The sequence below is a fragment of the Rhodococcus sp. IEGM 1372 genome (assembly GCF_030056835.1).
Lineage (GTDB): Bacteria > Actinomycetota > Actinomycetes > Mycobacteriales > Mycobacteriaceae > Rhodococcoides.
In genome coordinates, this window is record NZ_JASHKS010000032.1 from 28,277 (window position 1) to 52,933 (window position 24,657).

The 24,657-nt window shown below is 65.4% G+C and carries 18 protein-coding genes; 7 read left to right on the forward strand and 11 right to left on the reverse strand.

Annotation, left to right across the window (positions count from 1 at the left end; all coding sequences use genetic code 11):
- Nucleotides 1-62: 62 nt before the first annotated feature.
- The 3 genes from QM590_RS20400 to QM590_RS20410 are packed head-to-tail and all read right to left on the reverse strand — an operon-like array spanning nt 63 to nt 7,221.
- On the reverse strand, nt 63-4,256 hold the full coding sequence (locus QM590_RS20400) for a lipid II flippase MurJ (protein WP_269596180.1): 4,194 nt from the start codon (nt 4,254-4,256) through the stop codon (nt 63-65).
- Nucleotides 4,253-6,664, reverse strand: a complete 2,412-nt coding sequence (locus QM590_RS20405) for a glycoprotein (protein WP_269596179.1) — start codon at nt 6,662-6,664, stop codon at nt 4,253-4,255. The genes QM590_RS20400 and QM590_RS20405 overlap by 4 nt, the downstream gene beginning before the upstream one ends.
- On the reverse strand, nt 6,661-7,221 hold the full coding sequence (locus QM590_RS20410) for an NUDIX hydrolase (RefSeq protein WP_068047657.1): 561 nt from the start codon (nt 7,219-7,221) through the stop codon (nt 6,661-6,663). Before QM590_RS20410 ends, QM590_RS20405 begins: the two co-directional genes overlap by 4 nt.
- 101 nt (nt 7,222-7,322) lie before the next feature.
- Here QM590_RS20410 and QM590_RS20415 point away from each other — a divergent pair, with 101 nt between their 5' ends.
- Entirely contained in the window at nt 7,323-8,789 is a 1,467-nt protein-coding gene (locus QM590_RS20415; protein ID WP_269596178.1) for a CCA tRNA nucleotidyltransferase, read from the forward strand.
- A gap of 53 nt (nt 8,790-8,842) precedes the next feature.
- Here the strand turns inward: QM590_RS20415 and QM590_RS20420 are convergent, their stop codons facing one another.
- From QM590_RS20420 to QM590_RS20430, 3 genes are read right to left on the reverse strand one after another with little or no spacing between them, the layout of a single operon-like run.
- Complete coding sequence (locus tag QM590_RS20420) at nt 8,843-10,342, reverse strand: glycoside hydrolase family 183 protein (protein ID WP_269596177.1); 1,500 nt, start codon at nt 10,340-10,342, stop codon at nt 8,843-8,845.
- Nucleotides 10,343-10,401: 59 nt separating this feature from the next.
- The gene (locus QM590_RS20425) at nt 10,402-11,688 is read right to left on the reverse strand and encodes an MFS transporter (protein WP_149408156.1); all 1,287 of its coding nucleotides are present in this window, start codon (nt 11,686-11,688) and stop codon (nt 10,402-10,404) included.
- Between the two features lie 24 nt (nt 11,689-11,712).
- Nucleotides 11,713-12,645 (reverse strand): NAD-dependent epimerase/dehydratase family protein, encoded by a 933-nt coding sequence (locus QM590_RS20430; protein ID WP_149408155.1) that lies wholly within the window; start codon nt 12,643-12,645, stop codon nt 11,713-11,715.
- 118 nt (nt 12,646-12,763) lie between these two features.
- Here QM590_RS20430 and QM590_RS20435 point away from each other — a divergent pair, with 118 nt between their 5' ends.
- A complete protein-coding gene (locus QM590_RS20435) occupies nt 12,764-13,453 on the forward strand; it encodes a TetR/AcrR family transcriptional regulator (RefSeq protein ID WP_149408154.1) in 690 nt (229 codons plus the stop codon).
- 88 nt (nt 13,454-13,541) lie between these two features.
- Complete coding sequence (locus tag QM590_RS20440; protein WP_068047637.1) at nt 13,542-14,159, forward strand: YqgE/AlgH family protein; 618 nt, start codon at nt 13,542-13,544, stop codon at nt 14,157-14,159.
- Nucleotides 14,160-14,170: 11 nt separating this feature from the next.
- Here QM590_RS20440 and gad read toward each other — a convergent pair whose 3' ends face one another.
- The 4 genes from gad to QM590_RS20460 are packed head-to-tail and all read right to left on the reverse strand — an operon-like array spanning nt 14,171 to nt 17,969.
- A complete protein-coding gene (gene gad, locus QM590_RS20445) occupies nt 14,171-15,532 on the reverse strand; it encodes a glutamate decarboxylase (protein ID WP_269596176.1) in 1,362 nt (453 codons plus the stop codon).
- A 36-nt stretch (nt 15,533-15,568) separates the two neighbouring features.
- Nucleotides 15,569-16,570, reverse strand: coding sequence for a bile acid:sodium symporter family protein (locus QM590_RS20450; RefSeq protein WP_149408152.1), 1,002 nt, complete (start codon nt 16,568-16,570; stop codon nt 15,569-15,571).
- A 9-nt stretch (nt 16,571-16,579) separates the two neighbouring features.
- Nucleotides 16,580-17,560 carry a DUF1648 domain-containing protein gene (locus QM590_RS20455; RefSeq protein WP_269596175.1) on the reverse strand — a complete coding sequence of 327 codons (981 nt, stop codon included), beginning with the start codon at nt 17,558-17,560 and terminating at the stop codon, nt 16,580-16,582.
- A 4-nt stretch (nt 17,561-17,564) separates the two neighbouring features.
- Nucleotides 17,565-17,969: an SdpI family protein gene (locus QM590_RS20460; protein ID WP_094611645.1), complete on the reverse strand. Its 405-nt coding sequence runs from the start codon at nt 17,967-17,969 to the stop codon at nt 17,565-17,567.
- A 68-nt stretch (nt 17,970-18,037) separates the two neighbouring features.
- Between QM590_RS20460 and leuS the strand changes: the two genes are divergently transcribed.
- The 4 genes from leuS to QM590_RS20480 all read left to right on the forward strand — a co-directional run bounded on the left by leuS (nt 18,038) and on the right by QM590_RS20480 (nt 24,320).
- On the forward strand, nt 18,038-20,860 hold the full coding sequence (gene leuS / locus QM590_RS20465; RefSeq protein WP_269596174.1) for a leucine--tRNA ligase: 2,823 nt from the start codon (nt 18,038-18,040) through the stop codon (nt 20,858-20,860).
- A gap of 264 nt (nt 20,861-21,124) precedes the next feature.
- Nucleotides 21,125-21,997, forward strand: coding sequence for a hypothetical protein (locus QM590_RS20470; RefSeq protein WP_269596173.1), 873 nt, complete (start codon nt 21,125-21,127; stop codon nt 21,995-21,997).
- Nucleotides 21,994-22,422 carry a hypothetical protein gene (locus QM590_RS20475; protein WP_269596172.1) on the forward strand — a complete coding sequence of 143 codons (429 nt, stop codon included), beginning with the start codon at nt 21,994-21,996 and terminating at the stop codon, nt 22,420-22,422. The genes QM590_RS20470 and QM590_RS20475 overlap by 4 nt, the downstream gene beginning before the upstream one ends.
- Nucleotides 22,423-22,484: 62 nt before the next feature.
- Nucleotides 22,485-24,320, forward strand: coding sequence for a DUF262 domain-containing protein (locus tag QM590_RS20480; RefSeq protein ID WP_269596171.1), 1,836 nt, complete (start codon nt 22,485-22,487; stop codon nt 24,318-24,320).
- A 52-nt stretch (nt 24,321-24,372) separates the two neighbouring features.
- On the opposite strand, the gene QM590_RS20485 is transcribed toward QM590_RS20480, so the two are convergent.
- Nucleotides 24,373-24,603: a hypothetical protein gene (locus tag QM590_RS20485; protein WP_269596170.1), complete on the reverse strand. Its 231-nt coding sequence runs from the start codon at nt 24,601-24,603 to the stop codon at nt 24,373-24,375.
- Nucleotides 24,604-24,657 lie beyond the last annotated feature (54 nt).

The following is a 24,657-nucleotide window of genomic DNA, read 5'->3' on the forward strand; positions in this document are numbered from 1 at the left end:
AGCCTAGGCCATGAATACCGTGAAGTACGAAACGAGCCGGTATTGATTACCGAATGCCCGAATTAGGTGTCGAAACCGATCCCGGAGATCGAGGTGGCGATGCGGCCACCCTGTTCGCCGAGACTGGTGATCCAGACGAGGACGTTCCCGGTCGGCTCCGCGTCGCTGAGGGCGATGTCGGTTCGGCCGTTCTGCAACGTGGCCTCACCGAGCAGCGTGGTGTCGCTCAGGCTGGGTGAGTCGTTCGGGGCCGACCGGATCTCGACGACGGTTCCCGGAGACGTCGATTCGATCCAGGCGTTCTGCAGCGTCGAGGACGGGATGGACACGAGCAGGCCGACGCCGTTCTTGAGAGCCGGGAACTGCTGGAAGTACGAGTCGGTCGTCCACGCGGTGCTGGGGTCGTTGTCGATCACGTTGGACGCGGTGCTCGGGTTGTCGGCGGAACCCTGGGGTGAGAAGACGCTGACGTCGTCCATCGCTACCGGGCCACCGGCTGGAGCCGGGGGGGCCGCGGAATCGGCTGCGGGCGGTGCCTCGGCCGGAGTCGTGAGTCCGAAGTCCTGGGTGTCGAGCGGAGTTTCGGTGTTGTCGCCTGCGATCGAGGTGAACAGCCAGAAGCCCGCGAACGCGAGCACGACGACCGTCAAGGCGCCGAGTACGGCGATGGCGATGTTGGTGCGCATCGACTTCGCCTTCTCGGCGGCGATCTCCTCGGGGTCGGCGAGCGAATGACCACTGGCACCCGGCGCACGTTGGCCCAATCGCAGAGCCGGCATCAGATCCGTCTTGTCGTTGACCACGGCTGCTTGGTCGAGGACGTGCTGCACGGTGGCAGCGGTACGGATTCCGCTGTTCTGTTCCAGCGCCCGCACTGCGACGGCGGAGATCTCGAACGGAACGTCCGGACGAACCTGCCTCGGCTCGAGCGGGGCACCCTTGTCGTCGCGGTCGGCCGGACGCATACCGCCGACGCTGCGTGCCGGAGCTGCGTCGCCGGATACGACGGCGCCGCCGGTGGTGTCGGACAGGGGCCACCTGGCGGTGATCAGGGCGTAGAGCATCGCGCCGAGTCCGCGGACGTCCGAACTGGGGTCGGCGTCGGCCAGTGTTGCGGGGAAGGCGAGGACGGCATTGCCGCTCGAGCTGATGCGCACGCGATCGGGATGATCGATCGACAGCGCACCTCCGCTGCGGTGTGCGGCCTCGGCCGCTGCGGCCAGGACCTTGATCGCGCGTGCCGCGCCGGTGGGTGCAGGCACGGTGTCGGCCATCTCGCGCAGTGACCGGCCGGGCGTCCACTCCGCGACGACGATGCCGCCGGAGCTGCCACGCACCACGTCGAGCACGCGTGCGAGGCCGGGCGAATTGATCCGACCCAGACGCAGCGTGCGCGAGAGGATCGCCTGCGGTCCCTGAGTGCGGTCGTCGGTCGAGGCGGTGGATTGCTGGTCGGCGTCGACGAACGTCAGCGCGACCTCGCGATCGAGCTTGACGTCGTGGGCCTGCCAGAACTTGAGGCCGCGCGCGCCGCCGTGCGGTGCCAGCAGTCGGTACCGTCCACCGGCAACGGAGGCACCGGGAATGAGCGTCGGGCCGCGGAGCGTGCGCCCGGGAGCGCTCGCCGCAGCCGCAGCAGTATCGACGTTGTCCGTGGAAGACGAGTCGTCGTTAGCGGGTGTGGCCGGTACTGCTGCGGTCTTCTCGGAATCCGCATCCGCCGCGGGCTTCGACTCCTGTGTGGACTTCTCGTCTTCGGTCTCGACCGGCAGATCGGCCTTGGAGATCGAGATGGTCTTGTCGGTCGGACGCGCCGCGAGAGCAGCCTTGGAGATGGAGACGGTCTTGTCGGCCGGCTTCGGAGCAGACTTGGCGGCAGCAGGCTTGTCGACAGCGGGCTCGACGGCCGTTGGCTCGTCGGCGGACTTTTCGACGTCCTTCTCGGGAGCAGGTGCCTTCGACTCGGCTGCAGTCTTCGATTCGGGCGCGGTCTTCGCCGGCGTCTCGGCGGGATTCGGAGTCTTGGAGGAAGAAGCCTCGGCCTTCACGGGCTCGGTGCGGTCCTGGGTGTCGACCTCGACGCCGCCGCTCGTTCGGTCGGCTTCGCTTGCTGGAGATTGTGCCGGCCCCCCAGCAACTTCGTCGTCGGTCACTGTCACTCCTTCAGGCGAATATGCCCCGTGTTGATCTACGAACGGTCGACCCTCATGAGCTTGTGCCCCCGGGTGCCGATGACCAGGGTACGGGAGCCGATCCCGCGCAGTGTCCCATGTGGGCTCGCTTCGAATAACCGGAATAACGCCGGTTTCTGCAGCGGCCAGATCTGCGTCCCGCGTGTCGGATCCTCCGCGGAACCTGCGGACGAGGCGGCTCAGGGCCACGGTGACCGCCAGAACTTCGGGAATCTTGCCGAACCATAGGATCGAGAACGTGATGCCGAGCATGATGACGGCGTCGATCGCCACGCGGGCGAAGTTGCCGACCCAGCCGTTCATCATGGCGTCGAGCCCGAGGATCCGGTCGATCGCGAGCATGGCCGCGCCGCCGGCCAGTGAGGCGATGAGCACCAGCCAGACCGTCTTGCCGACGTTGGCCATCCGCAGACTGCCCAGGCTCTTGTGCAGCAGGTATCCGCCGATGATCGCGCCGACGGTGTAGCCCAGGCCGGTCGCTGCGCCGAGGAGCAGCACCACTTGCTCCGGCGAGGACGCGACGATCGGGGCGAGCAACGACAGGCCGATCTTTACGGCGGTGATGCCGAGGATGATCCACGTCGGCGTCCAGGCCTTCTCACGGGCGTAGAAGACACGCAGGTGAATCAGCACCAGGGCGTACGGGATGAGGGAGAACGCCGACCAGCTGACGGCCTCGCCGAGTCTGGGTGCGACCTCGGCGAACCGGCCGAAGCCGTACAGCGCCTCGCCCACCGACGGCCCCGCGAAGGTCAGGAACACCACGATCGGTACCAGCGCGACCATCGTCAGGCGGGTCGCGACCGACAGATCGTCGACGACGGACGGGGTGTCACCGTTGGCGGCATTGCGGCTGAGTCTGGGCATGATGGCCGTCAGTACCGTCACGCCGAGGATGCCGTAGGGCAACTGCAGCACGATCCAGGCCTGCGAAAAGATCACGTTGCTGGCATCGTCGGTGCCCGACGCGATCCTGGTGGCGACGATCAGCCCGATCTGGCTGATGACGACGTAGAGCACGATCGCGGCGGCCATCGCGCCGAACTTCTTGAGTCGCTCGTCGAATCCCCAAAGCGGACGCAGGTCGATGCGTTCGCGGCGCAGGGCCGGGATCAGCGCGAGAACCTGGGTGACGACACCCGCGGTCACACCGAGGCCGAGAACGAGGATTTTGGGGTTGCTCATCTCGATGGTGTTCGCGGTGATCTCGCCCGGGACGAAGGGGTACAGGGCGAACACCGCGAGCACGATCAGGTTGTTGAACACCGGTGCCCAGGCGCCGGGCTTGAAGTTCTGCCGGGTGTTGAGCACGGCCGTGAGCAGGCCGGACAGTCCGTAGAACATCAGCGCGGGCAGCACCAGATAGGTGAACGCGATGGTCAGGTCCTCGTTGACCTTCGGATCGCCGTCGAGCATCAGCCTCGCCAGCAGCGGGGCTGCGATCGTCGCCGCGAGCGCCACGGTTCCGAGCAGCGCCACTGCGATGGTGAAGAGGCGTCGCACGAATGCCCGTCCGCCGTCGGCGTCCTCCTGCTCGGCTCGGACCAACACCGGCACGACGATGGCTCCGAGCACTGCGCCGAGGACGAGCTCGGAGATCATGTTCGGCAGGATCGTCGAGACGGTGAACGCACTGGCCAGCGCCGCGCCGAGGGTGGCCGTCATGGCGACCTGCTTGGCGAATCCGGTGATGCGGCTGACCAGGGTCGCCACCGCGATCGAACCCGACGCGGCCAGCAGTGACTTCTGCGGCCGCGGCTCGGGCTGCGGTGCCGGGTCGGACCCGCCCGGCGGAACTCTCGTCGGCGGAACCGTTCCGGACGGTGCTGTGCTCGACGAAGGATAGGGGTAGTCCTCGTCCCGGAATCGCGGGATCATCTGCGTGACGGTGTCGTCGGCGGCCGGCTGACCGTCGAGCGAGGGCGGTGCCGGGTAGGAGCGCAGCTCCGGCCGCGACTGCCGCTCCCAGGGGGCGGACCGCGGTGGCGTCGTGCGTCGGAACACCTGCGATGCGGGCATGCGTGACCGCGGCAGGTCGCCGTCGTACGGGACGTTGCCTGTCATGGTCTCTCGTACCCTTCGTCGGCCGGGTCGGGTTGACCTCTGAATCGGTGCCAAAGGCGTCGACCTGCAAGTAACAGTAGGAGAGCACCGGCGCAGGCGGTAATTATCGCCAATGCCTGGCCGTATGCGTTCGATCGCACGGACACCGTCGAGACCTCACCGAGCCGGGACCCGTCGAGCGTCGTGACGGAGAAGTCGACCGACAGATTGCGCGTGTCGTCCACTTCGGCCGGCACGGTGATGGTCCGTGATCCACGGGCCGGAAGTTGGGTGACGCCGACGTCGCTGATCGTCATCTCCGGCGGCGCATCGACCCTGAGCAGCACGTTGACCGGGACCGGAAGGTCGTTGCGGGCGACGAGGAGCAGCGGACTCTGTTCCGAGGCGAGGGTGTAGACCCCGCCAGGGGCCAGCACGGTCACCGACCCGTAGATGGTGTCCAGCCCGATGCGAATGGCGGCGAGTCGGTCGCGCGCCATCACGCCGGTCTCGTCACTGGCGGCACTTGCGCGACCGGCCGTCGACAGCGCGCGGAGCATGTCCTCGCGCAGCGGGGCGGTGTACAGGCGCGGGGTCAGCGCCGACTGCGGGTCCTCGACGAGTGATTGCATCAGAGTGTCGACCCGGGCGCTCTGCGATTGCACCAGGCCGATGGTGCCGGTATCGAGTTCGGTGGCTGCATCGATGCCGGTCACCGGAGGTCCGGACGTGGGCTCGGCGAGCAACTCGGCCAGTGGGCGCGGCGTAGCCAACCCCGAACGCAGCAGCGAGGACACCGTCGACAGAATGGCCGACGGTTCGTCGCCCCCCGCGGTCCAGTACTGCGGGGGCGCGACGGTGACGGTGCGCCCGGGCCGATCGGTGCCGACGAGCGCATGGAAGTTGACGGCTCCGAGCGCGTCCTGCAGGCGTGCGGTACGAGAGTCGGTGGCGAGGTCGAAGCGCTGCTCGGTGGGGGTCAGGGCGGGGGTGGACGGGGTGTCTCCGACGCCGGCCAGCGCCGCTGCGGTGGCGGCGTCGTAGTGGGTGGCGGCCAGCGTCTCGGTCTGCTGGGTGTCCGACGGTTGGGTCTCGGACGAGACCAGCAGCGATGTCGGGGCCGATGTCGGCGGGCTGATGCTGTTGTCGGCGACCAGTACGGTGCCGGTTCCTGCCGTGCGCAGGGCATCGGCGGTGTCCGCGTCCACGCCACCGGTGGTGCTCCAGGTGAAACCGCGCGTCGAGGTGATGCCGAGGATGCCGTCGACGATGTCTGCCGGGGCGCTGACCGCACTGCTCAGCAACGTGGGATCGCCGATGTCGGCCACTGCCCCCAGATCCGTCTGGGCGAACGGCATCGCCGTCACGCAGGTGCTCGACGCGACCGTCTCGAGTCGGGACAGCCATTGACCTGCGGCTGCGCTTCCGGTGCCCTCACGCGTCGTGCTGGCGGGATCGGCCGGGTTGTCGACGACGAGGTAGCCGCGGGTCATGTTCGAGACGGTGACGAGCAGGTCGGGGTCCAGGCCGATACACAGGCTCGACGCCAGTCTGCCGTCGGGATCGAGGCCGGGTTGCGTCGCGAACTCGACGGCCTTGAGGAGGGTGTCGAGTCGCCCGCCGGTGGCGAGTTCGCCGGCGAGTTCGTCGTCGATCAGTCGCACGCGCTCGTCGACGGATCCGGGGATTCCGGCAGCGAGGCGCGGGATGTCGGCGAGCGGCCACAGGACCGTCATCGCGACGGGGTTGCGGGTGTTCGGGGGCAGCGGCATCGCACCCGGTGCGGTCGGATCCATCTCACCCGGGTTTCGGGGCAGTCCGACGACCGGGAGCAGGAAGCGAGCGTCGTCGAGTCGTGCGGTTCCGCCGTACTCGGGGGTGCCGTTGACGTTGAGCAGCAGCGGGTAGACGCCTGGCGCCTCGATTCCCAGTGAAGGTTCGGTGGTGCTGCGCAGCTGCATCGACATGTCGAACTGGCGGCTCTCGTCCTTCTCCAGTGAGTCGGCGACCGTGACGAAATCGCCCACCCGCTCGAATCGGTCCTGGTCGAGAGTCAGGGAGGTCCGCAGGCCCGCGGTGGTGTCGACGGCGGCAGCGGCCTGCATCCGGACACTGACGTCGTCGACGCGGCGGTCCCCGGTGTTCGTCACCGTGGCGCGAACGGTGACGAACGGGTCGCTGCTGGTGGTGACAGTGGAGGGGGCGACGGTCTCGATGCTCAGCGTCAGGAAGGGGTTGCCGTCCTGCGTCATCGGAGTGTCCGGAACGGCGCTGGTGGTGCCGGACGCATCGCCGACGGAGGAGTCGGGTTGGGCCGCGGCGTTCGGAAGCTGCGTGGGGACCAGTGCTGCGGAGCCGACCGACGGAGCCACCGCAAGAACGAACGTGGTCAATGCGGCGGCAGCGACCTTCCGGGCCCGCACGATCACTTCCCGCCGGGGATGGGTGCGCCCGAGTTGCCGCTGCTCATGTCCTCGATCAGACGGGTGGCGATGGCGGCGAGCTTGCGTTCGTCGGCGTAGGCGAGTCGAGAGGGCAGTTCGGTCAGCGGGACCCAGGCGACCTCGGTCACCTCGAGGTCCTCGTCCGACAGTTCGCCGCCCAGGAATCGGAGCAGGTAGTGGTGGACGGTCTTGTGGACGCGTCGGCCCTCGGTGACGAACCAGTAGTCGATGCTGCCCAGCGAGGCCAGGACGGTACCGCGGATGCCGGTCTCTTCGGCGACCTCGCGCATGGCCGTCTGCTCGGCGGTTTCGCCCTGCTCGATGTGCCCCTTGGGCAGGGACCAGAGGAGGCGTCCGCGGCGGTCGGTGCGGCCGATGAGGGCGGCGCAGCGCTTGGCCGGCGGGCCGTCGAGGCCGTCGACCACCAGGCCGCCTGCCGAGGTCTCGCGGACGGTCCGCAGCTTGGGTGCTTCGGTGTCGGCGCGTGCCTGACGCCGCCGCGGGTTGCGGCGGCTCCTGTTCGCACGTTCGGCAGCAGACACCCGATCCATACTAGTTGCCTGTGCGCACTCTTCTACCGTGCCGCACCGCGGGGTGAAGGCCGGGACAATCGATCGGCTCGGCGCAAGTAGGCTCTCCCACCGTGGCCGATCAGTCCCTGTCCTCCGTTTCCGCCGAGCAGACCGATGCCCGCCGGGAGAGGTTGCTGGCGGGAGCAGCTGTGACGCTGCGCGAACTCGCTCCGGTGTTGACTCCGCTGGGCGCACTGTTCGCCGCGGCGGGGCACGAGCTCTTCCTCGTCGGTGGCTCGGTGCGCGATGCAGTTCTCGGTCGACTCGGAACCGATCTGGATTTCACCACCGACGCCAGGCCCGAGGACGTTCAGGCGTTGCTGTCGGGCTGGGCGGACCATCAGTGGGACACCGGCATCGCGTTCGGGACCATCAGCGCGGCCAAGGACGGCCAGACGATCGAGATCACCACCTATCGCACCGACTCCTACGACCAGGTCTCCCGCAATCCCGAGGTGCAGTACGGCAACAGCCTCGAAGAAGATCTCGTTCGACGCGACTTCACCGTCAACGCCATGGCCGTACGTCTCGGAGCGGACGGCGTCCAGGAATTCGTCGATCCGCTCGGCGGCATGGACGCGCTGCTCGAGGGCGTTCTCGATACTCCGTCGGCACCGGAGGTCTCGTTCGGAGACGATCCCCTGCGCATGCTGCGGGCCGCGCGGTTCGTCTCCCAGCTGGGTTTCACTCTGATGCCACGGGTGCACCGGGCCATCGAGGACATGGCGGAGCAGATCGACCGCATCACCGCCGAGCGAATCCAGGTGGAGCTGGACAAGCTGATCCTGGGCGAGCACCCGATCGACGGCATCGACGTGATGTGCGAGACGGGCCTGGCGCAGCGGATCATTCCCGAGGTGCCCAACATGAAGCTCGAGATCGACGAGCATCACCAGCACAAGGACGTGTACACCCACTCGCTGACTGTGCTGAAGCAGGCCATCGATCTCGAGGACGGCGATCCGGACCTCGTATTGCGTTGGGCCGCATTGCTGCACGACATCGGCAAGCCCGATACCAAGCGAAACGAGCCGGGTGGTGGAGTCAGCTTCCATCACCACGAGGTCGTCGGTGCCAAGTTGGTGCGTAAGCGCATGCGCGCCTTGAAGTATTCCAAGAAGATGATCGAGGACGTCTCGCATCTGGTGTTCCTGCATCTGCGTTTCCACGGCTACGGCAAGGGTCAGTGGACCGACTCCGCCGTGCGGCGCTACGCCACCGATGCCGGTGAGCTACTGCCCAAGCTGCACAAGCTGGTTCGGGCCGACTCGACCACCAGGAACAAGCGTCGAGCCGCCGCGCTGCAGGCCACCTACGACGACCTGGAAGAACGCATCGCCCGCATCGCCGAGCAGGAGGATCTGGCGCGGGTGCGGCCCGACCTCGACGGCAACGCGATCATGGAGTTGCTGAACATCCCGGCCGGACCCGACGTGGGCAAGGCGTGGAAGTTCCTGAAAGAACTGCGTCTCGACCGGGGACCGCTCTCCCGCGAGGACGCGGAGGCCGCGCTGCTCGAGTGGTGGCCCAGGCAGTAGGAGCGGCTGCGCCGCACGTGCACGAAACCTCGTAGCCTGCTACGAGTTTCCGCTCACGACGAGCGAAGCTCGGCCTTGACCAGATAGACGTTGTAGCTGTCCCATTCCGAGACGGTGAAGTACAGCTCGTTCGCCGTCGACCACGGGTGAACGAACCCGCCGTAGGTCTTGGGGTACTCGGCGGTGTCGATCAGGGTGGTCGGCGCGGTCCACTGACCTTGCGGTGAATTCGACTCGCGCAGAACGATATCGCCGCGCAGCGGATCGAGATACGTCAACCGCCACAGGCCTCGGGCCTCGTCGTGATGGACCGACAGTTCCCCGGCCATACCGTCGGCGATGGGGGTGGCCTCGTTCGATCCGACGGGAGCCCAGGTGCCGTTCACCCAGTACTGGTAGGCGGTCCTGTTCAACACGTCGGCCTTCGGGACGCGGGCGAGCCCGACCTGTCCGGCGCGTCCGTTGACGGTGCCGAACATGTAGACGTACTCCCCCGCCGGGACCATCGTCGACACCTGGAACTTGGAGAAGCCGAAGACGTTGTCCCACTTGGCATGCTCGTCCTTGACCCAGGTGGAACCGTTGTCGTCCGAGTAGGCGATGCCACCGTAGTTGGTCCACCACATGCCGGGAATCGTGCTCCAGCGCCTGATGGACATGTACGACATGTACTGCCGGTCGTCGATCGCGAAACCGGACGTGGGAATGACCGTTGTCTCCCAGTTCTTGATCTTGCGCGACGGCAGCAGTTCGGCTGCGTGACAACGGGAATCCTGCACCCTGGAGTCCAGGGTCATGCCGTCGGACAGGTCGGTGTCGGTGCTGTGGCCGAGCGCATTCGAACGCCAGTCGCCGCCGCCCACGACGCCGAATTCCCACCCTTTGCCGAAGGAATCGCCGAAGGCGACGGCGACCTCACCGGGCTTGCTCTCCCACATGATGCCGAGGTCGGTTCCGTTCACCTGCCATCGCTTGTCGGTGCGGTTCTCCGATCCCGGTCCGGTCAGCTGGGAGACGACCTCGACGTGTCCGACGGCAGGTGCTCCTGGCGGGACCGTCGTGGGTCCTGGCTCCGCTGGGTTGACGGCGGGCGCGGGCGGCGGCGTTCCCGGGGCAGCGGGGCCGGGAATCGGGATCGGGATGGTCTCGGGTTGCGGGTCGATCTCGATGCGCGGGAACGGCAGATGGTCTGCCGAGCCCGTTGCCGGCGTCGGTGAATCGGTGTCGTCGGTGAGATCGGGGCACGGGTCCGCACACGGGTCGGTCAACGGTTCGGCCCGTACGCGGGTGTTGTTCGGGGCCAAATCGGGAACCGGTACGAGTTCGATCGACGGATAGGGCACGGGGATCACCACACGATCCGGCAACGGCGGCAGCTGTGGTGGATTGCCCGGTCCGATGGGCTCGGGTGGGTAGTCCTTGGGGTCGAATCCTGTTTCGCCACAGGAGTTCACCGGCGGAGGCGGCGCCGCGAACGCCGGTGGCGCAGCGAGAACGGCCGTACCTGCGGCAACCGCGAGTATGCAGCCGAGTGACGTCAAGCGGCCGTGCATGCGGTGCCCCCGTGTTCTCCGACGAAACCCATCGGTCCGATACGGAAAGATACACCACGTCAGCGGCGTGTGCGCCCGGTGTTCACCACCGCTGCCGCCAGGCCGAGGGCGTAGATACCTGCCCCGACGAACACCAGGATGTGCGCGGTGGGGTCCTGGCTCAGATCGGTCGTGTCGGGGCCGACGGCGAAGGCCGCAGCAGCGAGGGCGGCGACGAAGGCGACGTTGAACACGGTGTCCTGCAACGCGAAGACGCGTCCGCGATGGGCGTCGTCGATCTCGATCTGCATGGCAGCGTCGCCACTGAGTTTGACGGTCTGCCCGGCGATACCCAGGAGGAAGGCTCCGAGCAGCAGGCTGGTCTGCGTCAGGCCCGAGACGGCACCGAGTTGCGCCACGATGGCGAGCACCAGAGCGGCAGCGATCGTGCGGGTGCGCCCGAACCGGGGAACGGCGAAGGGGGTGATCAGGGCGGCGAGGAACATGCCGACCGCCGAGGCACCGACGGCGATGCCGAAGCCGGCAAGGCCGCCGGGCAGGGTGCTGCTCGTCGTTTCGCGGAGAACCAACACCATGATCAGTGTGTTGATGCCGAACACGATGCGGTGCGCGCCGATGCCGAGCATCGCGGTCGTGACACCGGCGGAGCGCCAGACGGCCTGGGCACCCGACTTCAGTCCTGCAGCAACGTCTTTCAGTGGACTGTCGGTGCGGTTCTCGATGCCCGGTCCGAGGGATCGTGGTCGGAACCGCGCGGCGGCGAGCGCCCCGACGACCGACCCGGTGGCCGAGAGACCCACGGCGACACCCGAGCCGAAATCCCCGGCACCGATCACTCCGATCACCGCTACGGCGAGACCCGCACCTGCCGCTGCGAAACCGGATCCGACGGTGGCCAGCACCGAGTTCATCGGTACCAGCCACGATTGCCGAACCACGTGCGGCAGCGACGCAGACGCTCCCGCGAGCACGAACCGACTGAGCCCTACGGTGGCCAGAGCCAACAGCAACAACGGTGTGGCATCCACCCCGGCGCACAGCAGGATTGCGGTGGCGACGATCAGCACCATACGAACGATGTTGGCCCACAGCAGGACCGACCGGCGATCCCAGCGGTCGAGAAGCGCTCCGGCGAACGGACCCACCAAGGAATACGGGACCAACAGCACCGCGAATCCGGCCGCGATCTCGGCCGGATTGGTCGCGCGCTCGGGGTTGAACAGAATGGCACCACTGAGCGCGGCCTGGAACAACCCGTCGCCGAACTGACCGGCGAACCGAATGGTCGTCAGCTTGCCGACCCCCGGAGACTCACGCAGTCGGGTACGGAAGGAAGCGTCGCTCACCGACGGGACTTTAGCCCCCGCCCGTCATACGGAGACGGCGGGCGTCGAGGCTGTCCACCACGCCATCGTTGCGGCCGTGCCGTCGGCGAGTGGAGTGGGCTGTAGCCCGAGGATCGCCTCGCTGCGGCTCGAGTCGAGAAGGTAGGGGTAGCGGAACTGGTAGAGGGTGTCGCCGAGCTCCTTCATCGGACCGGGTACCGCGCTCAGCAGTCGCAGTGCCCAGGCCGGAATGGCACCGACCTTCGGAGTCGGCAGATCTGCAGCAGCCGAGAACATCTCGATCATCGTGCGCTGCGAGACCGCGGGCGCGGTGGGCGCATGCAGGACGGTGTTCCACATCGACGGTGAGGCCGCGGCCGTGATCATCGCAGCTGCCAGATCGGGGACGTAGGTGAACGAGTGAGGAAGGTCGGCGGAGGCGAGGACGCGGACCGGCTTTCCGGCGAGAATCGGCGAGATCACCCGCTCACCCATGTGCGAGGTGATCACCCGAGGCCCGTAGAAATCCGAGGCGGCGACGCTGACGGTGGGGGTCGCGTGAGCGTCGCGCGCGGCGAGTAGCTGCGTGCGCACACCCAGCTTGCGGAACGTCGCATCCCGGGGTGAGTCCTCGCGTATCGGTCCGTCGGCTCGGCCGTAGGCGTACAGACTTTCGGGAAACGCGACAACGGTGCCCGCGGCCGCGTCGAGCACGCGGTTCTCTATGGCGACGAGCTTGTTCCGCCACACCGTGTTCTCGTAGGCGACGTGGGTGCAGTGGTAGACGGCGGTGGCTCCGTCGAGGTGTCGACGGAGATCGTCGGATTCGATGTCGACTGCGCGGCGTTCGATCATCGGGTGCTCGGGCCCGCTGCCGGATCGGGTCAGGACCCGCACCGAATGACCCTGTGCTGCAAGCTGTTCGGCAACTGTCCAGCCGACGGGCCCGGCTCCGGTGACGACGTGAAGTTCGGTCATGATCGCTCCATTCGAGGAAAACGAGAGCGGTGCTCTCTGTTGCGAAGAGTGTGCACCCGCGGCGACGATAAAGCAAGAGCACTGCTCTCTGAAAAGAGCAGCAGTTACAGTGGCAGCCATGGTGAGCACTCCCCGCACCCGAGCCCGCGCCCAGACCCTGGCCGATATCACGCGCATCGGCCGCGAACACCTGGCCGCCGACGGTGCCGCGGCTCTGTCGTTGCGCGCTGTCGCGCGGGACCTCGGTGTCGTCTCCTCGGCCGTCTACCGCTACGTCGCCAGTCGCGATGAGTTGCTGACCCTGCTCGTCGTCGACGGATACACCGAGCTCGGGGACACCGTCGACGCAGCGGTCGACGCGGCCGACGGGCCCAAGGAGAAGTTCCTGGCTCTCGGTCGGACGGTTCGCCAGTGGGGATTGCGGGAGCCGGCGCGGTATGCGTTGCTGTTCGGCAGCCCCGTGCCCGGCTATCACGCCCCCGCGGAGCAGACCACCGGGCCGGGCACCAGGGTGATCACCACCCTGGTGGCCGTCCTGAACTCGGCGTGGCAGACACGTCGACCGGACGTCGAGACCGACCCGCCCGAGCTGGCGTCACTGCACGGCAGCTTCGAGGACATCCGTGCGCAGATGGAGATGGACCTGCCCGACGGGCTGATCGCACTGGGCGTCATGGTGTGGGCGTCGCTGTTCGGGGCCATCAGCTTCGATGTGTTCGATCAGTACGGTGCCACGACGTTCTCCAGCAGGGACGCGTTGTTCGAGTACCAGTTGGGATTGTTGACGAAGGTCGCCGGGCTCGAGTAGGTAACAAGGGCGGGAGTGGAGCCTGCGGAACGACCCATGAGGACTGGCCGTATCGCTTGCGCCACATCCGGCGGTGGGCGGTGCCACAATGACTAGCGTGGCAGCGCATGCGGAGGAACCCGAGGACCAGACGGCATCGGCCTTGCGCGATGTCCGTCCCGGCAGTCTGTTGGTGTCGTCCATCGAACTCGTCGAGCCCACGTTTCGGCGCACCGTCATCTACATCATCGAACACAACGATGCGGGCAGCCTCGGTGTCGTGATCAACCGTCCCAGCGAGACGGCGGTGCAGAACGTGCTGCCCAATTGGTCCGAGCTGGCAGCCAAACCGCAGGCGCTGTACGTCGGTGGCCCGGTCAAGCGCGATTCGGCCCTGTGCCTGGCGACGCTGCGGACCGGTGTGTCGATCGACGGTGTTCCCGGTCTGCGCCGCGTCGACGGCCGAGTGGTGATGGTCGATCTCGATTCCGATCCTGCCGATATCGCCCCACTCGTCGAGGGCGTGCGCATCTTCGCCGGATACTCGGGCTGGACGTTCGGGCAACTCGAAGGCGAACTCGACCGCGACGACTGGATCGTGTTGTCGGCCTTGGCATCCGACGTGATCGGTCCGCCGCGGATCGACCTGTGGGCACACGTACTTCGTAGGCAGCCGATGCCGTTGGCGCTGCTGGCATCTCATCCGATCGACGTCGACCGCAACTAGTGCCGCAGGCACTAGTGAGCGAAAGCCTGCGCCGTCGAGTGTCCACCTGACTTCAGGCCGGCGAGCACCTCGTCGATGGCGATGCACAGCATTCGGCCCAGGTCCGCGCTGAAACCCTCTCGCACTACGACTCTGAGCACGGCGACGTCGGTTGCGTTGTCGGGCATCGTGTATGCCGGCACCTGCCAGCCGCGGGCGCGTAGTTCGTGGGAGACGTCGAAGACGGTGAACTCGCAGTGATCCTTCAGCATGAACGACAGGACCGGGATGGCCGATCCGTCGGTGATGACCTCGATGTCGGGGTGTTTCGCGAGGTGTCGGCTGACGCGAACTGCGGTGTCGCGCAGCGCTTTCATGATGTCGGTGTAACCGGATCTGCCGAGGCGTAGGAAGTTGTAGTACTGCCCGATCACCTGGTTGCCCGGCCGGGAGAAGTTCAGCGTGAAGGTGGGCATGTCGCCGCCGAGGTAGTTGACGCGGAACACGAGGTCCTCGGGCAGGTCTTCCTTGGTTCGCCAGACGGCGAATCCGATTCCCGGATAGGTCAGTCCGTACTTGTGGCCGCTGGCGTTGATGGACTTGACCCGAGGCAATCGGAAATCCCACACGAGCTCCGGGTACAGGAACGGTACGACGAATCCGCCACTGGCTGCGTCGACATGGACCGGTACGTCGGGTCCGCCGCCGCCCGCGATCTCGTCCAGTGCAGCGCAGATCTCCTGTACCGGTTCGAGTTCTCCGGTGAACGTGGTGCCGAGGATCGCGACGACACCGATGGTGTTCTCGTCCACTGCATCTCGAACCTGTTCCGGGGTGATGACGTAGCGTCCGCGCTCGACGGGCAGGTACTTGGGCTCCACGTCGAAGTAGCGGCAGAACTTCTCCCACACCACCTGAACATTGCTGCCGAGCACCAGGTTCGGAGTGCCGGTACCTGCTCCCCTCGTTCGCCAGCGCCATTTGAGTGCCAAGCCGGCCAACATGACGGCCTCACTGGAGCCGATGGTCGAGACCCCGGTGGCCGACGACGGGTCCTCCCGGTCGAGTCCAGGGGCGTGGAACAGGTCCGCGACGATGTTGACGCAGCGTTCCTCGATGGCGGCGGTGGACGGGTACTCGTCCTTGTCGATCATGTTCTTGTCGAACGTCTCGGCCATGAGCTTCTCGGCCTGGGGATCCATCCAGGTGGTGACGAACGTCGCCAGATTGAGGCGTGAGCTGCCGTCGAGCATCAGTTCGTCGTGGATGAAGCGGTAGGCGGCGTCGGGATCGAGCTGTTCCTCGGGAAGCCGCAGTGCGGGTACAGGATTGGTGGCGAGGCGGCCGGTGTAGGCCGCAGAGACGATACCGTCGGCATGGATTTTCCTGGTCATCGTCTTCTCCCGTGATCGGCTCGAGTGACACCCAATCTAGTCCGCGACGCTGCCCACCGGGCTCTGTTCCGATTCCGGTCGTCGCGCGAGATGCTGGGCGATCACGGTGCACACCATCAGCTGAATCTGGTGGAAGATCAACAGCGGCAGCACGATCAGTCCGACGGGTTGGCCGACGAACAGCACTGCGGCCATCGGCAGCCCGCTGGCCAGGCTCTTCTTGGATCCGCAGAACAGCAGCACCACCCGATCCTCGAAAGCGAAGCCCAGCCACTTGCCTCCGTACCAGGTGATCGCCAGCACCACCGCGAGCAGCGCAGCGCACACTGCGACGACGATGCCGATGCGCCACACCGGCACCGAGGACCACACGTTCTGGTTCATGGATTCGCTGAACGCGGCGAACACGACCAGCAGGATCGAACCACGGTCGACGAGTTTCGTCGGCGCGCTGTGCCGGGTGAGCCAGCCCGTCACCCAGGGCCGGATCAACTGACCGACGGCGAACGGAAGCAGCAGTTGCAGGGCGATATCGAGTACCGAGCTGGGGTCGATGGTAACGGAACCGGTCGTGGTCATCAGGGCGATCACGAGCAGTGGGGTGACGAACACTCCGATGATGTTGGAGAACGAGGCGCTCACCACGGCACCGGCGACGTTACCGCGGGCGATGGAGGTGAAGGCGATCGAGGACTGCACGGTCGACGGGACCAGGCAGAGGAACAGCATTCCGGTGTAGAGGTCGTCGCTGATCACGCCGGGGACGAGAATCCGCAGGGCCAGCCCGAGTGCCGGGAACAGCAGATACGTGCACGCCAGGATCACCGAGTGCAGCCGCCAGTGCTTGACGCCGTTCCAGGCGTCGCGCGGCGAGAGTCGAGCGCCGTAGATGAGGAACAGCAGAGCAATGGCGATGCGCGTCACCCAGCCCAGGACGTCCTCCGCTGTGCCGGTGGCAGGGAACAGGCTTGCCAGCGCTGCGACCGCGAAGATGCCCAACAGGAAGGGATCCAGCACGGTATCCCGCAACAACTTCACTTGGCTAACTCAATCCACCGTGGCGTTGCGAGTGCGGGCGGTCAGGGTGTTGAGCGTGCCCGCGATCTTCTCGGCGTGCACGGATCCGATGGTGAGCCGATCGCCATTGGCGAAGGTGACGAAGGCCGCGGGACCGGCGTCGGTGGCGACGGCGTAGTTCCCGCGTCCCTTGGCCCGAAGTCCCCAACCACCGAACTCCTTCGACGGATCGACCGCCCGCACCGAGGCGCCGGTGATCTCGTCGATGTCGTAGTCGAATGCCGCCATGCCCAGGCTCGAGACGAAGAGGCCGTCGCTGTCGATGTGCACCGTGAAGCGCAGCAGGGACAGAATCAGAATCGTCAGTGGGGCGAACAGGAAGATCGGCCACAGTGAGCCGGACAGCCAGCACGTCAGAGCGGCTCCGGCCAGAGAGACTGCCACGACGGTGATGCCGGCGACCCGGCTGGCTCCGACGCGGACCACCAGCGGCAACTCCGGGCTGCAGCGCGGAAGATCTACGTGCGGCGGTGATGTGGCGTCGACGCGTTCGCGGTAGTCACGCAGCCTGGACGCACCGAACAACCCGGCCGCGAATCCGACGACGGTCCCCACCGCGATCGCCCAGCCGGGGATGGTCACGCTCCGTTCGGACGCCATGTCCAACTCTCGGACGAGGGTCGCGATCTGCAGAACACCGATCGTTCCGACGACGGTCAGCCCGATGATCAGCATGGTTCGACGCATGATCAGCAGCACCCGAGTCAACGACGCAACCGCACTGCACCCGCCGCCCACCAGCACGATCACGATCGCGAGGGTCCAGGCGTTGGAGAGTGGATTGGAGAAGTCGTCCGGTTCGGTTCCGCTGAAGTGAGTGGCGACCTGTTCGGGCAGACGGCCTTGCCACAGGTACGCCAGGACGAGTCCGAGTGCGGCAACGACCAGGGGGACGGCAACGCCGAACACGACCCCGGCCGGGTCGAACGTGCGTAGTGCCTTCGCCTTCATCCGCTCAGCTCGGCTGGCAGGCGTCCTTGAGGCTGCACGAGATGCACGAGCTTCCGCATCCGTCCGCCTCGGCGGGTGGCGGAACGGCCGCTGCTGCGCGGGCCCCGATGGATCCGCCGGCTGCGGCGATGAACAGCGCGGCCACGAGGGCAACGACGACGCCGACGACGGCGGCGATACCGCTCAGTGCGAGGGCGGCCACCGCGCCGATGGCCAGTACCAGCGCCGATGCGGCTGTCGTGGGTCCGGCGACGCGATTGGCGAGGGTGAACGTCTCGTCGTCACGCATGGCCTCGGCGGTGCGGACACCGGCGAAGCGGTTGCGTGGGAGCCGACCCAGCAGCGACAGGGCAGCGACAGCGCCGACGACGAGCGCGAGCACGAACAACACAACCGAGACGATGACCACCTGGCCAGGATACGGCGCAGCGAGGTCCTGGTACCAGGCGGGCCGCATCACACTTTAGGCTGGTAGGTGTGACCGATTCCGTTGAAGCACCCACCGAGTCCGCCCCCGAGTACCGCTACACAGCCGAACTCGCCGGGCACATCGAGGAGCAGTGGCAGGACCTGTGGGAGACACAGGGCACTTTCGACGCTCCCAACCCGGTCGGAACCCTCGCCGGAGACGTCCCGAAGGACAAGCTGTTCGTCCAGGACATGTTCCCGTATCCGTCGGGCAGTGGCCTGCACGTCGGTCACCCCCTCGGCTACATCGCCACCGACGTCTTCGCGCGGTATCACCGCATGCAGGGCCGCAACGTGCTGCATGCGCTGGGCTACGACGCGTTCGGTCTGCCGGCCGAGCAGTACGCCGTGCAGACGGGCACGCACCCGCGCAGCACCACCGAGAACAACATCACCAACATGCGACGCCAGTTGCGTCGGCTGGGCCTCGGGCACGATCGCCGACGGTCCCTCGCGACGACGGACGTCGACTTCTACCACTGGACACAGTGGATCTTCCTGCAGATCTTCAACTCGTGGTTCGACGCGGACCTCGGTAAAGCCAGGCCCATCTCGGAACTGGAGGCGGCGTTCGCCTCGGGTGAGCGCACGTTGGACGACGGCCGCTCCTGGGAATCGCTGACCGTCGGTGAGCGCCGCGAGGTGATCGACGGCTTCCGTCTGGTGTACGAGTCCAACTCGATGGTCAACTGGTGCCCCGGTCTGGGTACGGTGCTCGCCAACGAGGAGGTCACCGCCGACGGACGCAGCGATCGCGGCAACTTCCCGGTGTTCCGAAAGAACCTGCGGCAGTGGATGATGCGAATCACCGCGTACTCCGACCGTCTTGTCGACGATCTCGAGTACCTGGATTGGCCGGAGAAGGTCAAGACCATGCAGCGCAACTGGATCGGGCGATCCCGCGGTGCGCAGGTCTCGTTCTCGAACATCGAGGTGTTCACCACTCGCCCGGACACGCTGTTCGGTGCCACCTACGTGGTGCTCGCCCCCGAACACGAACTGGTCGACGGGTTGGTTGCACCCGAGTGGCCTTCCGACGTATCCGAGAAGTGGACCGGCGGAGCCGCAACTCCCGCGGAAGCCGTTGCGGCATACCGTGCTTCGATTGCCGCAAAGTCCGATCTGGAGCGGCAGGAGAACAAGGAGAAGACCGGCGTCTTCATCGGTGCCTACGTGAGCAACCCGGTCAACGGTGAGCAGGTTCCGGTGTTCATCGCCGACTACGTGCTGACGGGCTACGGTACCGGCGCGATCATGGCCGTTCCCGGACACGATGCCCGCGACTGGGAGTTCGCGACGGCATTCGGTCTGCCGGTGCGCGAGGTCATTTCGGGCGGAGACGTCACCGAGGCCGCGTACGTCGGCGACGGCGGCCTGGTGAACTCCGACTTCCTCGACGGTCTGCCGGTGGACGAGGCCAAAGCCGCCGTCATCGCGCGGTTGGAGGCAGACGGCACCGGCCGCGAAACCATCCAGTACAAGCTGCGCGACTGGCTGTTCGCTCGCCAGCGCTACTGGGGCGAGCCGTTCCCGATCGTCTGGGACGCCGAGGGCAACCCGCACGGATTGCCGGATTCTGCTCTGCCGGTGGAACTTCCGGAGGTCGAGAACTACGCACCGGTCTCCTTCGATCCGGACGACGCCGGCTCCGAGCCGTCCCCGCCGCTGGCCAAGGCGTCGGACTGGGTCGAGGTCGAACTCGATCTGGGCGACGGGTTGCAGACCTACACCCGCGACACCAACGTCATGCCGCAGTGGGCCGGTAGTTCCTGGTACCAGCTGCGCTACATCGACCCCACCAACTCCGAGGCCTTCGCGGACCCGGAGAACGAAAAGTACTGGGTCGGACCGCGTCCGGAGATCCACGGACCCCACGATCCCGGCGGAGTCGATCTCTACGTCGGTGGCGTCGAGCATGCGGTGCTGCACCTGCTGTACTCGCGCTTCTGGCACAAGGTGCTCTTCGATCTGGGCCATGTCAGCTCTAGCGAGCCGTACCGTCGCCTGTACAACCAGGGCTACATTCAGGCCTTCGCCTACACCGATGCTCGCGGCGTCTACGTGCCCGCGGCCGAGGTGATCGAGCGCGACGGCGGGTACTTCCATCAGGACCAGCCCGTCAACCGTGAATACGGCAAAATGGGTAAGTCCCTGAAGAACTCGGTCTCCCCCGACGAAATCTTCGCCGAGTACGGTGCCGACACCCTGCGTTTCTACGAGATGTCGATGGGTCCGCTGGACACGTCACGCCCGTGGGCGACCAAGGACGTCGTCGGCGCGCAGCGGTTCCTGCAGCGGGTGTGGCGACTGGTACTCGACGAGGTGACCGGCGAGGTCCGCGTCACCGACGACAAGCCCACCGAGGACACACTGCGCGTGCTCAATCGGGTGATCGACGGTGTGCACGCGGATTACGCTGCGCTGCGCGACAATACGGCCGGTGCCAAGCTCATCGAGCTGACCAACCACATCACCAAGGCGTACCCCGACGGTGCGCCGCGTGGGGTCGTCGAGCCGCTGATCCTGATGCTCGCTCCCCTGGCTCCGCACCTGTCCGAGGAACTGTGGAGCAAGCTCGGCCACGAGAAGTCGCTGGCACACGGTCCCTTCCCGCGCGTGGAGAAGAAGTGGCTCGTCGCCGATACCGTCGACTACCCCATCCAGGTCAACGGCAAGGTACGCAGCCGCATCACCGTCCCGGCCGATGCGACCAAGGACGACGTCGAGAAGACTGCATTGGCCGACGAGAAGATCGTCGCTCTACTCGACGGCAAGGCCCCGACCAAGATCATCGTGATCCCGGGTCGAATGGTGAACATCGTCCTGAAGTAATCGGGGATGCAGCGCGCCGAATTCGCACTTATGACGCGCATTTGGGCCATATGACCCGCATAACTGCGAACTCGGCATCCAGCCGAGACCCGTTACGACCCATTTGTCGGACTCGGATGTCAGACTGTGCCGACGTCCGAGGAGGAACGATGGTCTTACCGCTGATACCTGTGGCAATCATTGCTGTGGGTGCTTTGACGGGTGGAAGTGGTTTGGTGCTGGGTGGCAAGGGTGCGCTCGACATTCAAGAGGGCGACCGACCGCATGAACGAGTCGCAGCAGAGGTACGAGGCCCGCCGTTCAGACGCAGAGCAGCACCTGGATGAGGTGAATGGCCGTCTGACCGATTGGGGTGCGGAGCAGGAGCGTGCGCTGAACGCGGTGGTGGTTCGATTCGCTGCTTTTCTGGAACGCAACGCGAAGCAAGTGCGTGACTCGGAGAAACTGCTGGCCGATGGCCTCGAAGTATCTGATGAGCGTGTTGTAGGACCCGACGGTATCGACCGGAATGCGTGGTCCTGGGTGACGGGTGTCGTAGCGTCGGCCGCCGTTGGAGGTGGAGTGAACGTTGCGACTACGACGGCTGTTGCGTCCCTGGGTGCCGCGAGTACGGGTGCTGCCATCTCTGGACTTTCGGGTGCCGCAGCACAAAGCGCGACGCTGGCGTGGCTCGGTGGTGGTGCATTGTCGGCGGGCGGTGGCGGCGTGGCATTAGGTACGGCGGTGCTCAATGTCGTCGCGATCGGGCCGGCATTGCTTCTGGGCGGATTTGTCGCCAAAGGTCAAGGGAAGAAGGCGATTACCAAGGCCATGGAGAAGCAGGCCGAGGTAGAGATCGCCATCGCGGAGCTGGATGCAACGAAAACCCTGCTCGACTCCGTTGAAACCCGAGTCAACGAGTTGCGCTCAGTTCTATCGAGCCTCGTTTCCCAGGCCCTCGACGCGCTCGAGACCCTCGAGTCCGCCGAGCCGTTTGTCGCAGCCGAACACGCGGAGCTCTTCCAGTTAGCTTTGTTGCTGGTCAAGGCGGTCAAGGAGGTAGCTCTCGCGCCGGTGCTCGACTCCGACGGCAACCTTTCAGCCGAGGGATCCATAGTGACCGTGAAGTACCGAAAGATGGCAGAGGGCAGAGCATGACGGAACGCAAGGTCTACGAGGGTGACGTTCTCGGACCCAAAAAAGGCCCCCTGAACGCACTGGATGGGTTCAACGCACTTACTCAGTTGGTCGACGCAGCGCAAGCGTGCATCAGCATTCACGCAACGGAGAACACGAAGCAGGAGAAAATCAGGGCTTACGCGTCGACCGAGCTCGCGAAGATCCGAGCAGCAGAGTCCTTGCTGTCGGACTACTTCGAGAAGTCCTTCGTGGAGCGTCGCCAGAACTTCGACGCACTGTTCGCTCGGTTGGATACTGCATTGGACCAGGGCAACGGCGAGGCTGTCAGCTCGGTCCTGGACACCATCGTCGAGACAGCCAAGACTTCTCCGCTGGCGAATGCCGGTGACCTGAGCCAAATCCGAGCGGTCCTCGACGATCCCAATCACGTGTGGGAGTTGTAGCCTGTGGTAGTTAGTTAGCGGAGTTTCTCTGCTCCACCGTGTCAGCATCTAGAAGGAATGTCTTGAAGGCCGAAACTCGCGAGCTCGTTCAGGTCGTCACAACGCCCACTCAGTACGTCATCCCCACTTTTCAAAGGGACTACGAGTGGACCGAGCAGGGCCAGTGGGCGCTCCTTTTCGAGGACCTGGTTGCAGCGGTGGATCGGTTGGAGGACGCCCGCGCCAAAGCGATCGCAGTGAATATTCCGGCTGCTGTGTTGGAGAAGAATGTAGCGCCTCATTTCTTGGGTGCGGTTGTCTGCGAGCAACTGCCTTCTTCCACAGGTGGTGTGGACAAGCGGACTGTGATCGACGGTCAGCAGCGATTGACCACACTGATGCTGCTGTTGCGTGGCGTACTCGACGTTCTGGTCGAGCGCGGTTCGGACCTGGCAGGCACAATCAAGAGACTGCTTTGGAATCCGGTCGAGCTCCAAAAGGAACCTCACGAGATCTACAAGCTGTGGCCACGCCGGAAAGACCGCGAAATCTGGAAGCGGATCATGGACGATGTGACGCCACCCGATGGCAACCATCTCTACGAGCAAGCCCGGCGGTTCTTCGGCGATCAGACCCGTGAAGTCATCGTTGCCGAAGATGGTTCGGACCGTTCAGAAGTTGTTGTCAACGCCCTGATCGGCCTGTTCAAGTTGGTTGTCATCGACCTCGAGGACAACGATGACGCGCAAGTGATCTTCGAGGTCCTGAACGGACGTCAAACGCCGTTGTCGGCATCGGACTTGGTGAAGAATTTACTCTTTCTGCGTGGTGATTTCGTCGACGATTCGATCATCGACACGCTGTACGACCAATACTGGGCCGAGTTCGACGAAGACTGGTGGAAGGTGGTTGTCGGTCGCGGGCACGCTGCTCGTGGTCGGCGCGACGTTCTCCTCTCCTCATGGTTGACGGCGGTTGCGGGCCACGATGTCAACGTCGGTCACCTTTACGCTGAGGTCCGGAGCTACCTTGCAGTCGGCCAACGCAAGACGAGTGACATCTTGGCGGAGATTCACTCCTACGCAGTCGGCTACGCAACAATTTACGACCGAATTCCGGTGGGTGAACCGCGGATTGCGAACTCTTACAAGAGAATTCGCGAGCTCGATGTTGTGACTGCAACGCCCCTCCTATTGTGGCTGCGCACGCTCCCCAGTGGAAAGCTATCGGTGGATGAGCACGCGCGTGCTGTAGCAGCGGTCGAGTCTTGGCTCATGCGGCGAGCTCTCGTGAATGCGACGACACGTGGATACGGTAGGACGTTCGTTGACGTACTGCGCGACGGTCAGAGGGCCGCAGCCGAAGGGTTGTCCGTCTCGAAAGCCGTCGCGTCAGCATTGAACGGATCGAGCAAGTCCCTATGGTGGCCTAACGATGACGATATTCTCGAAAGCTTCACCACGCGAAGATTTTATGATGGTGTCCTGTCTCGCGGGCGTCTTCGATACCTGCTCGCTGAGGTCGACAGATACCTGCGATCTAAGAATCCGAAAACCGAGCAGGGCGACTTTGCGTACGACGACCTTCAAATAGAGCACATCATGCCCGTCAACTGGCAGGCGAACTGGGCCGTCGCCGCCGCTGACGAAGCGGAGCGTTTGCGTGCAGAGTATGAACGCTCACAGCATGTCCATAGGCTTGGCAACTTAACCCTGATTACCGGTTCGTTCAATGGGTCTCAGAGCGACAGTGCCTGGCACGTGAAGAGGCCGGCGTTGTCTACCCAATCGAAGCTGCAGATCAACGCGGAGGTGGCCAAGATCGGTCTATGGGACGAATCGGCCATCACAGCTCGCGCGACTACGCTTGCCGAGATCGTTGGAAAAATCTGGCCTGAGGGCGAACACTTCTCAGCTTGAGCGGAGAAGTCCCATTCGTTCTGGCACCGGCGTAGGCGTTCCTAGACAAAAGTCAGCATTCGTTCCAGCGCCCCTGAAGCTTCGACAGGGCCTCTTGTAGATCTCCGATCGGTACGTCACGACGGATCTCATCCATCAGCTGGCGGCTTTGTGCTTCTTTGCGGGCGATGCTGGCTTTCCTTGCGCGTTCCTGTTGTTCGTGTGTCGCTTTCGCCCTTGCCGTTTCACGCAACGCGGCGGCTTCCCGCTTTCGCTCCTGACGGCGCTCATCGAAATTCCCCACTGACGCTCACTGAAATTCCCCACCCGTGTGGCACCGCCAACGAGGGCGGGTCTC

Coding starts and splice junctions, on each gene's coding strand:
- QM590_RS20400 (WP_269596180.1), bottom strand. CDS start 4,256: ATGACAGGCAACGTCCCGTACGACGGCGACCTGCCGCGGTCACGCATG.
- QM590_RS20420 (WP_269596177.1), bottom strand. CDS start 10,342: ATGCACGGCCGCTTGACGTCACTCGGCTGCATACTCGCGGTTGCCGCA.
- QM590_RS20430 (WP_149408155.1), bottom strand. CDS start 12,645: ATGACCGAACTTCACGTCGTCACCGGAGCCGGGCCCGTCGGCTGGACA.
- QM590_RS20435 (WP_149408154.1), top strand. CDS start 12,764: ATGGTGAGCACTCCCCGCACCCGAGCCCGCGCCCAGACCCTGGCCGAT.
- QM590_RS20440 (WP_068047637.1), top strand. CDS start 13,542: ATGACTAGCGTGGCAGCGCATGCGGAGGAACCCGAGGACCAGACGGCA.
- gad (WP_269596176.1), bottom strand. CDS start 15,532: ATGACCAGGAAAATCCATGCCGACGGTATCGTCTCTGCGGCCTACACC.
- QM590_RS20455 (WP_269596175.1), bottom strand. CDS start 17,560: ATGAAGGCGAAGGCACTACGCACGTTCGACCCGGCCGGGGTCGTGTTC.
- QM590_RS20470 (WP_269596173.1), top strand. CDS start 21,125: ATGAACGAGTCGCAGCAGAGGTACGAGGCCCGCCGTTCAGACGCAGAG.
- QM590_RS20475 (WP_269596172.1), top strand. CDS start 21,994: ATGACGGAACGCAAGGTCTACGAGGGTGACGTTCTCGGACCCAAAAAA.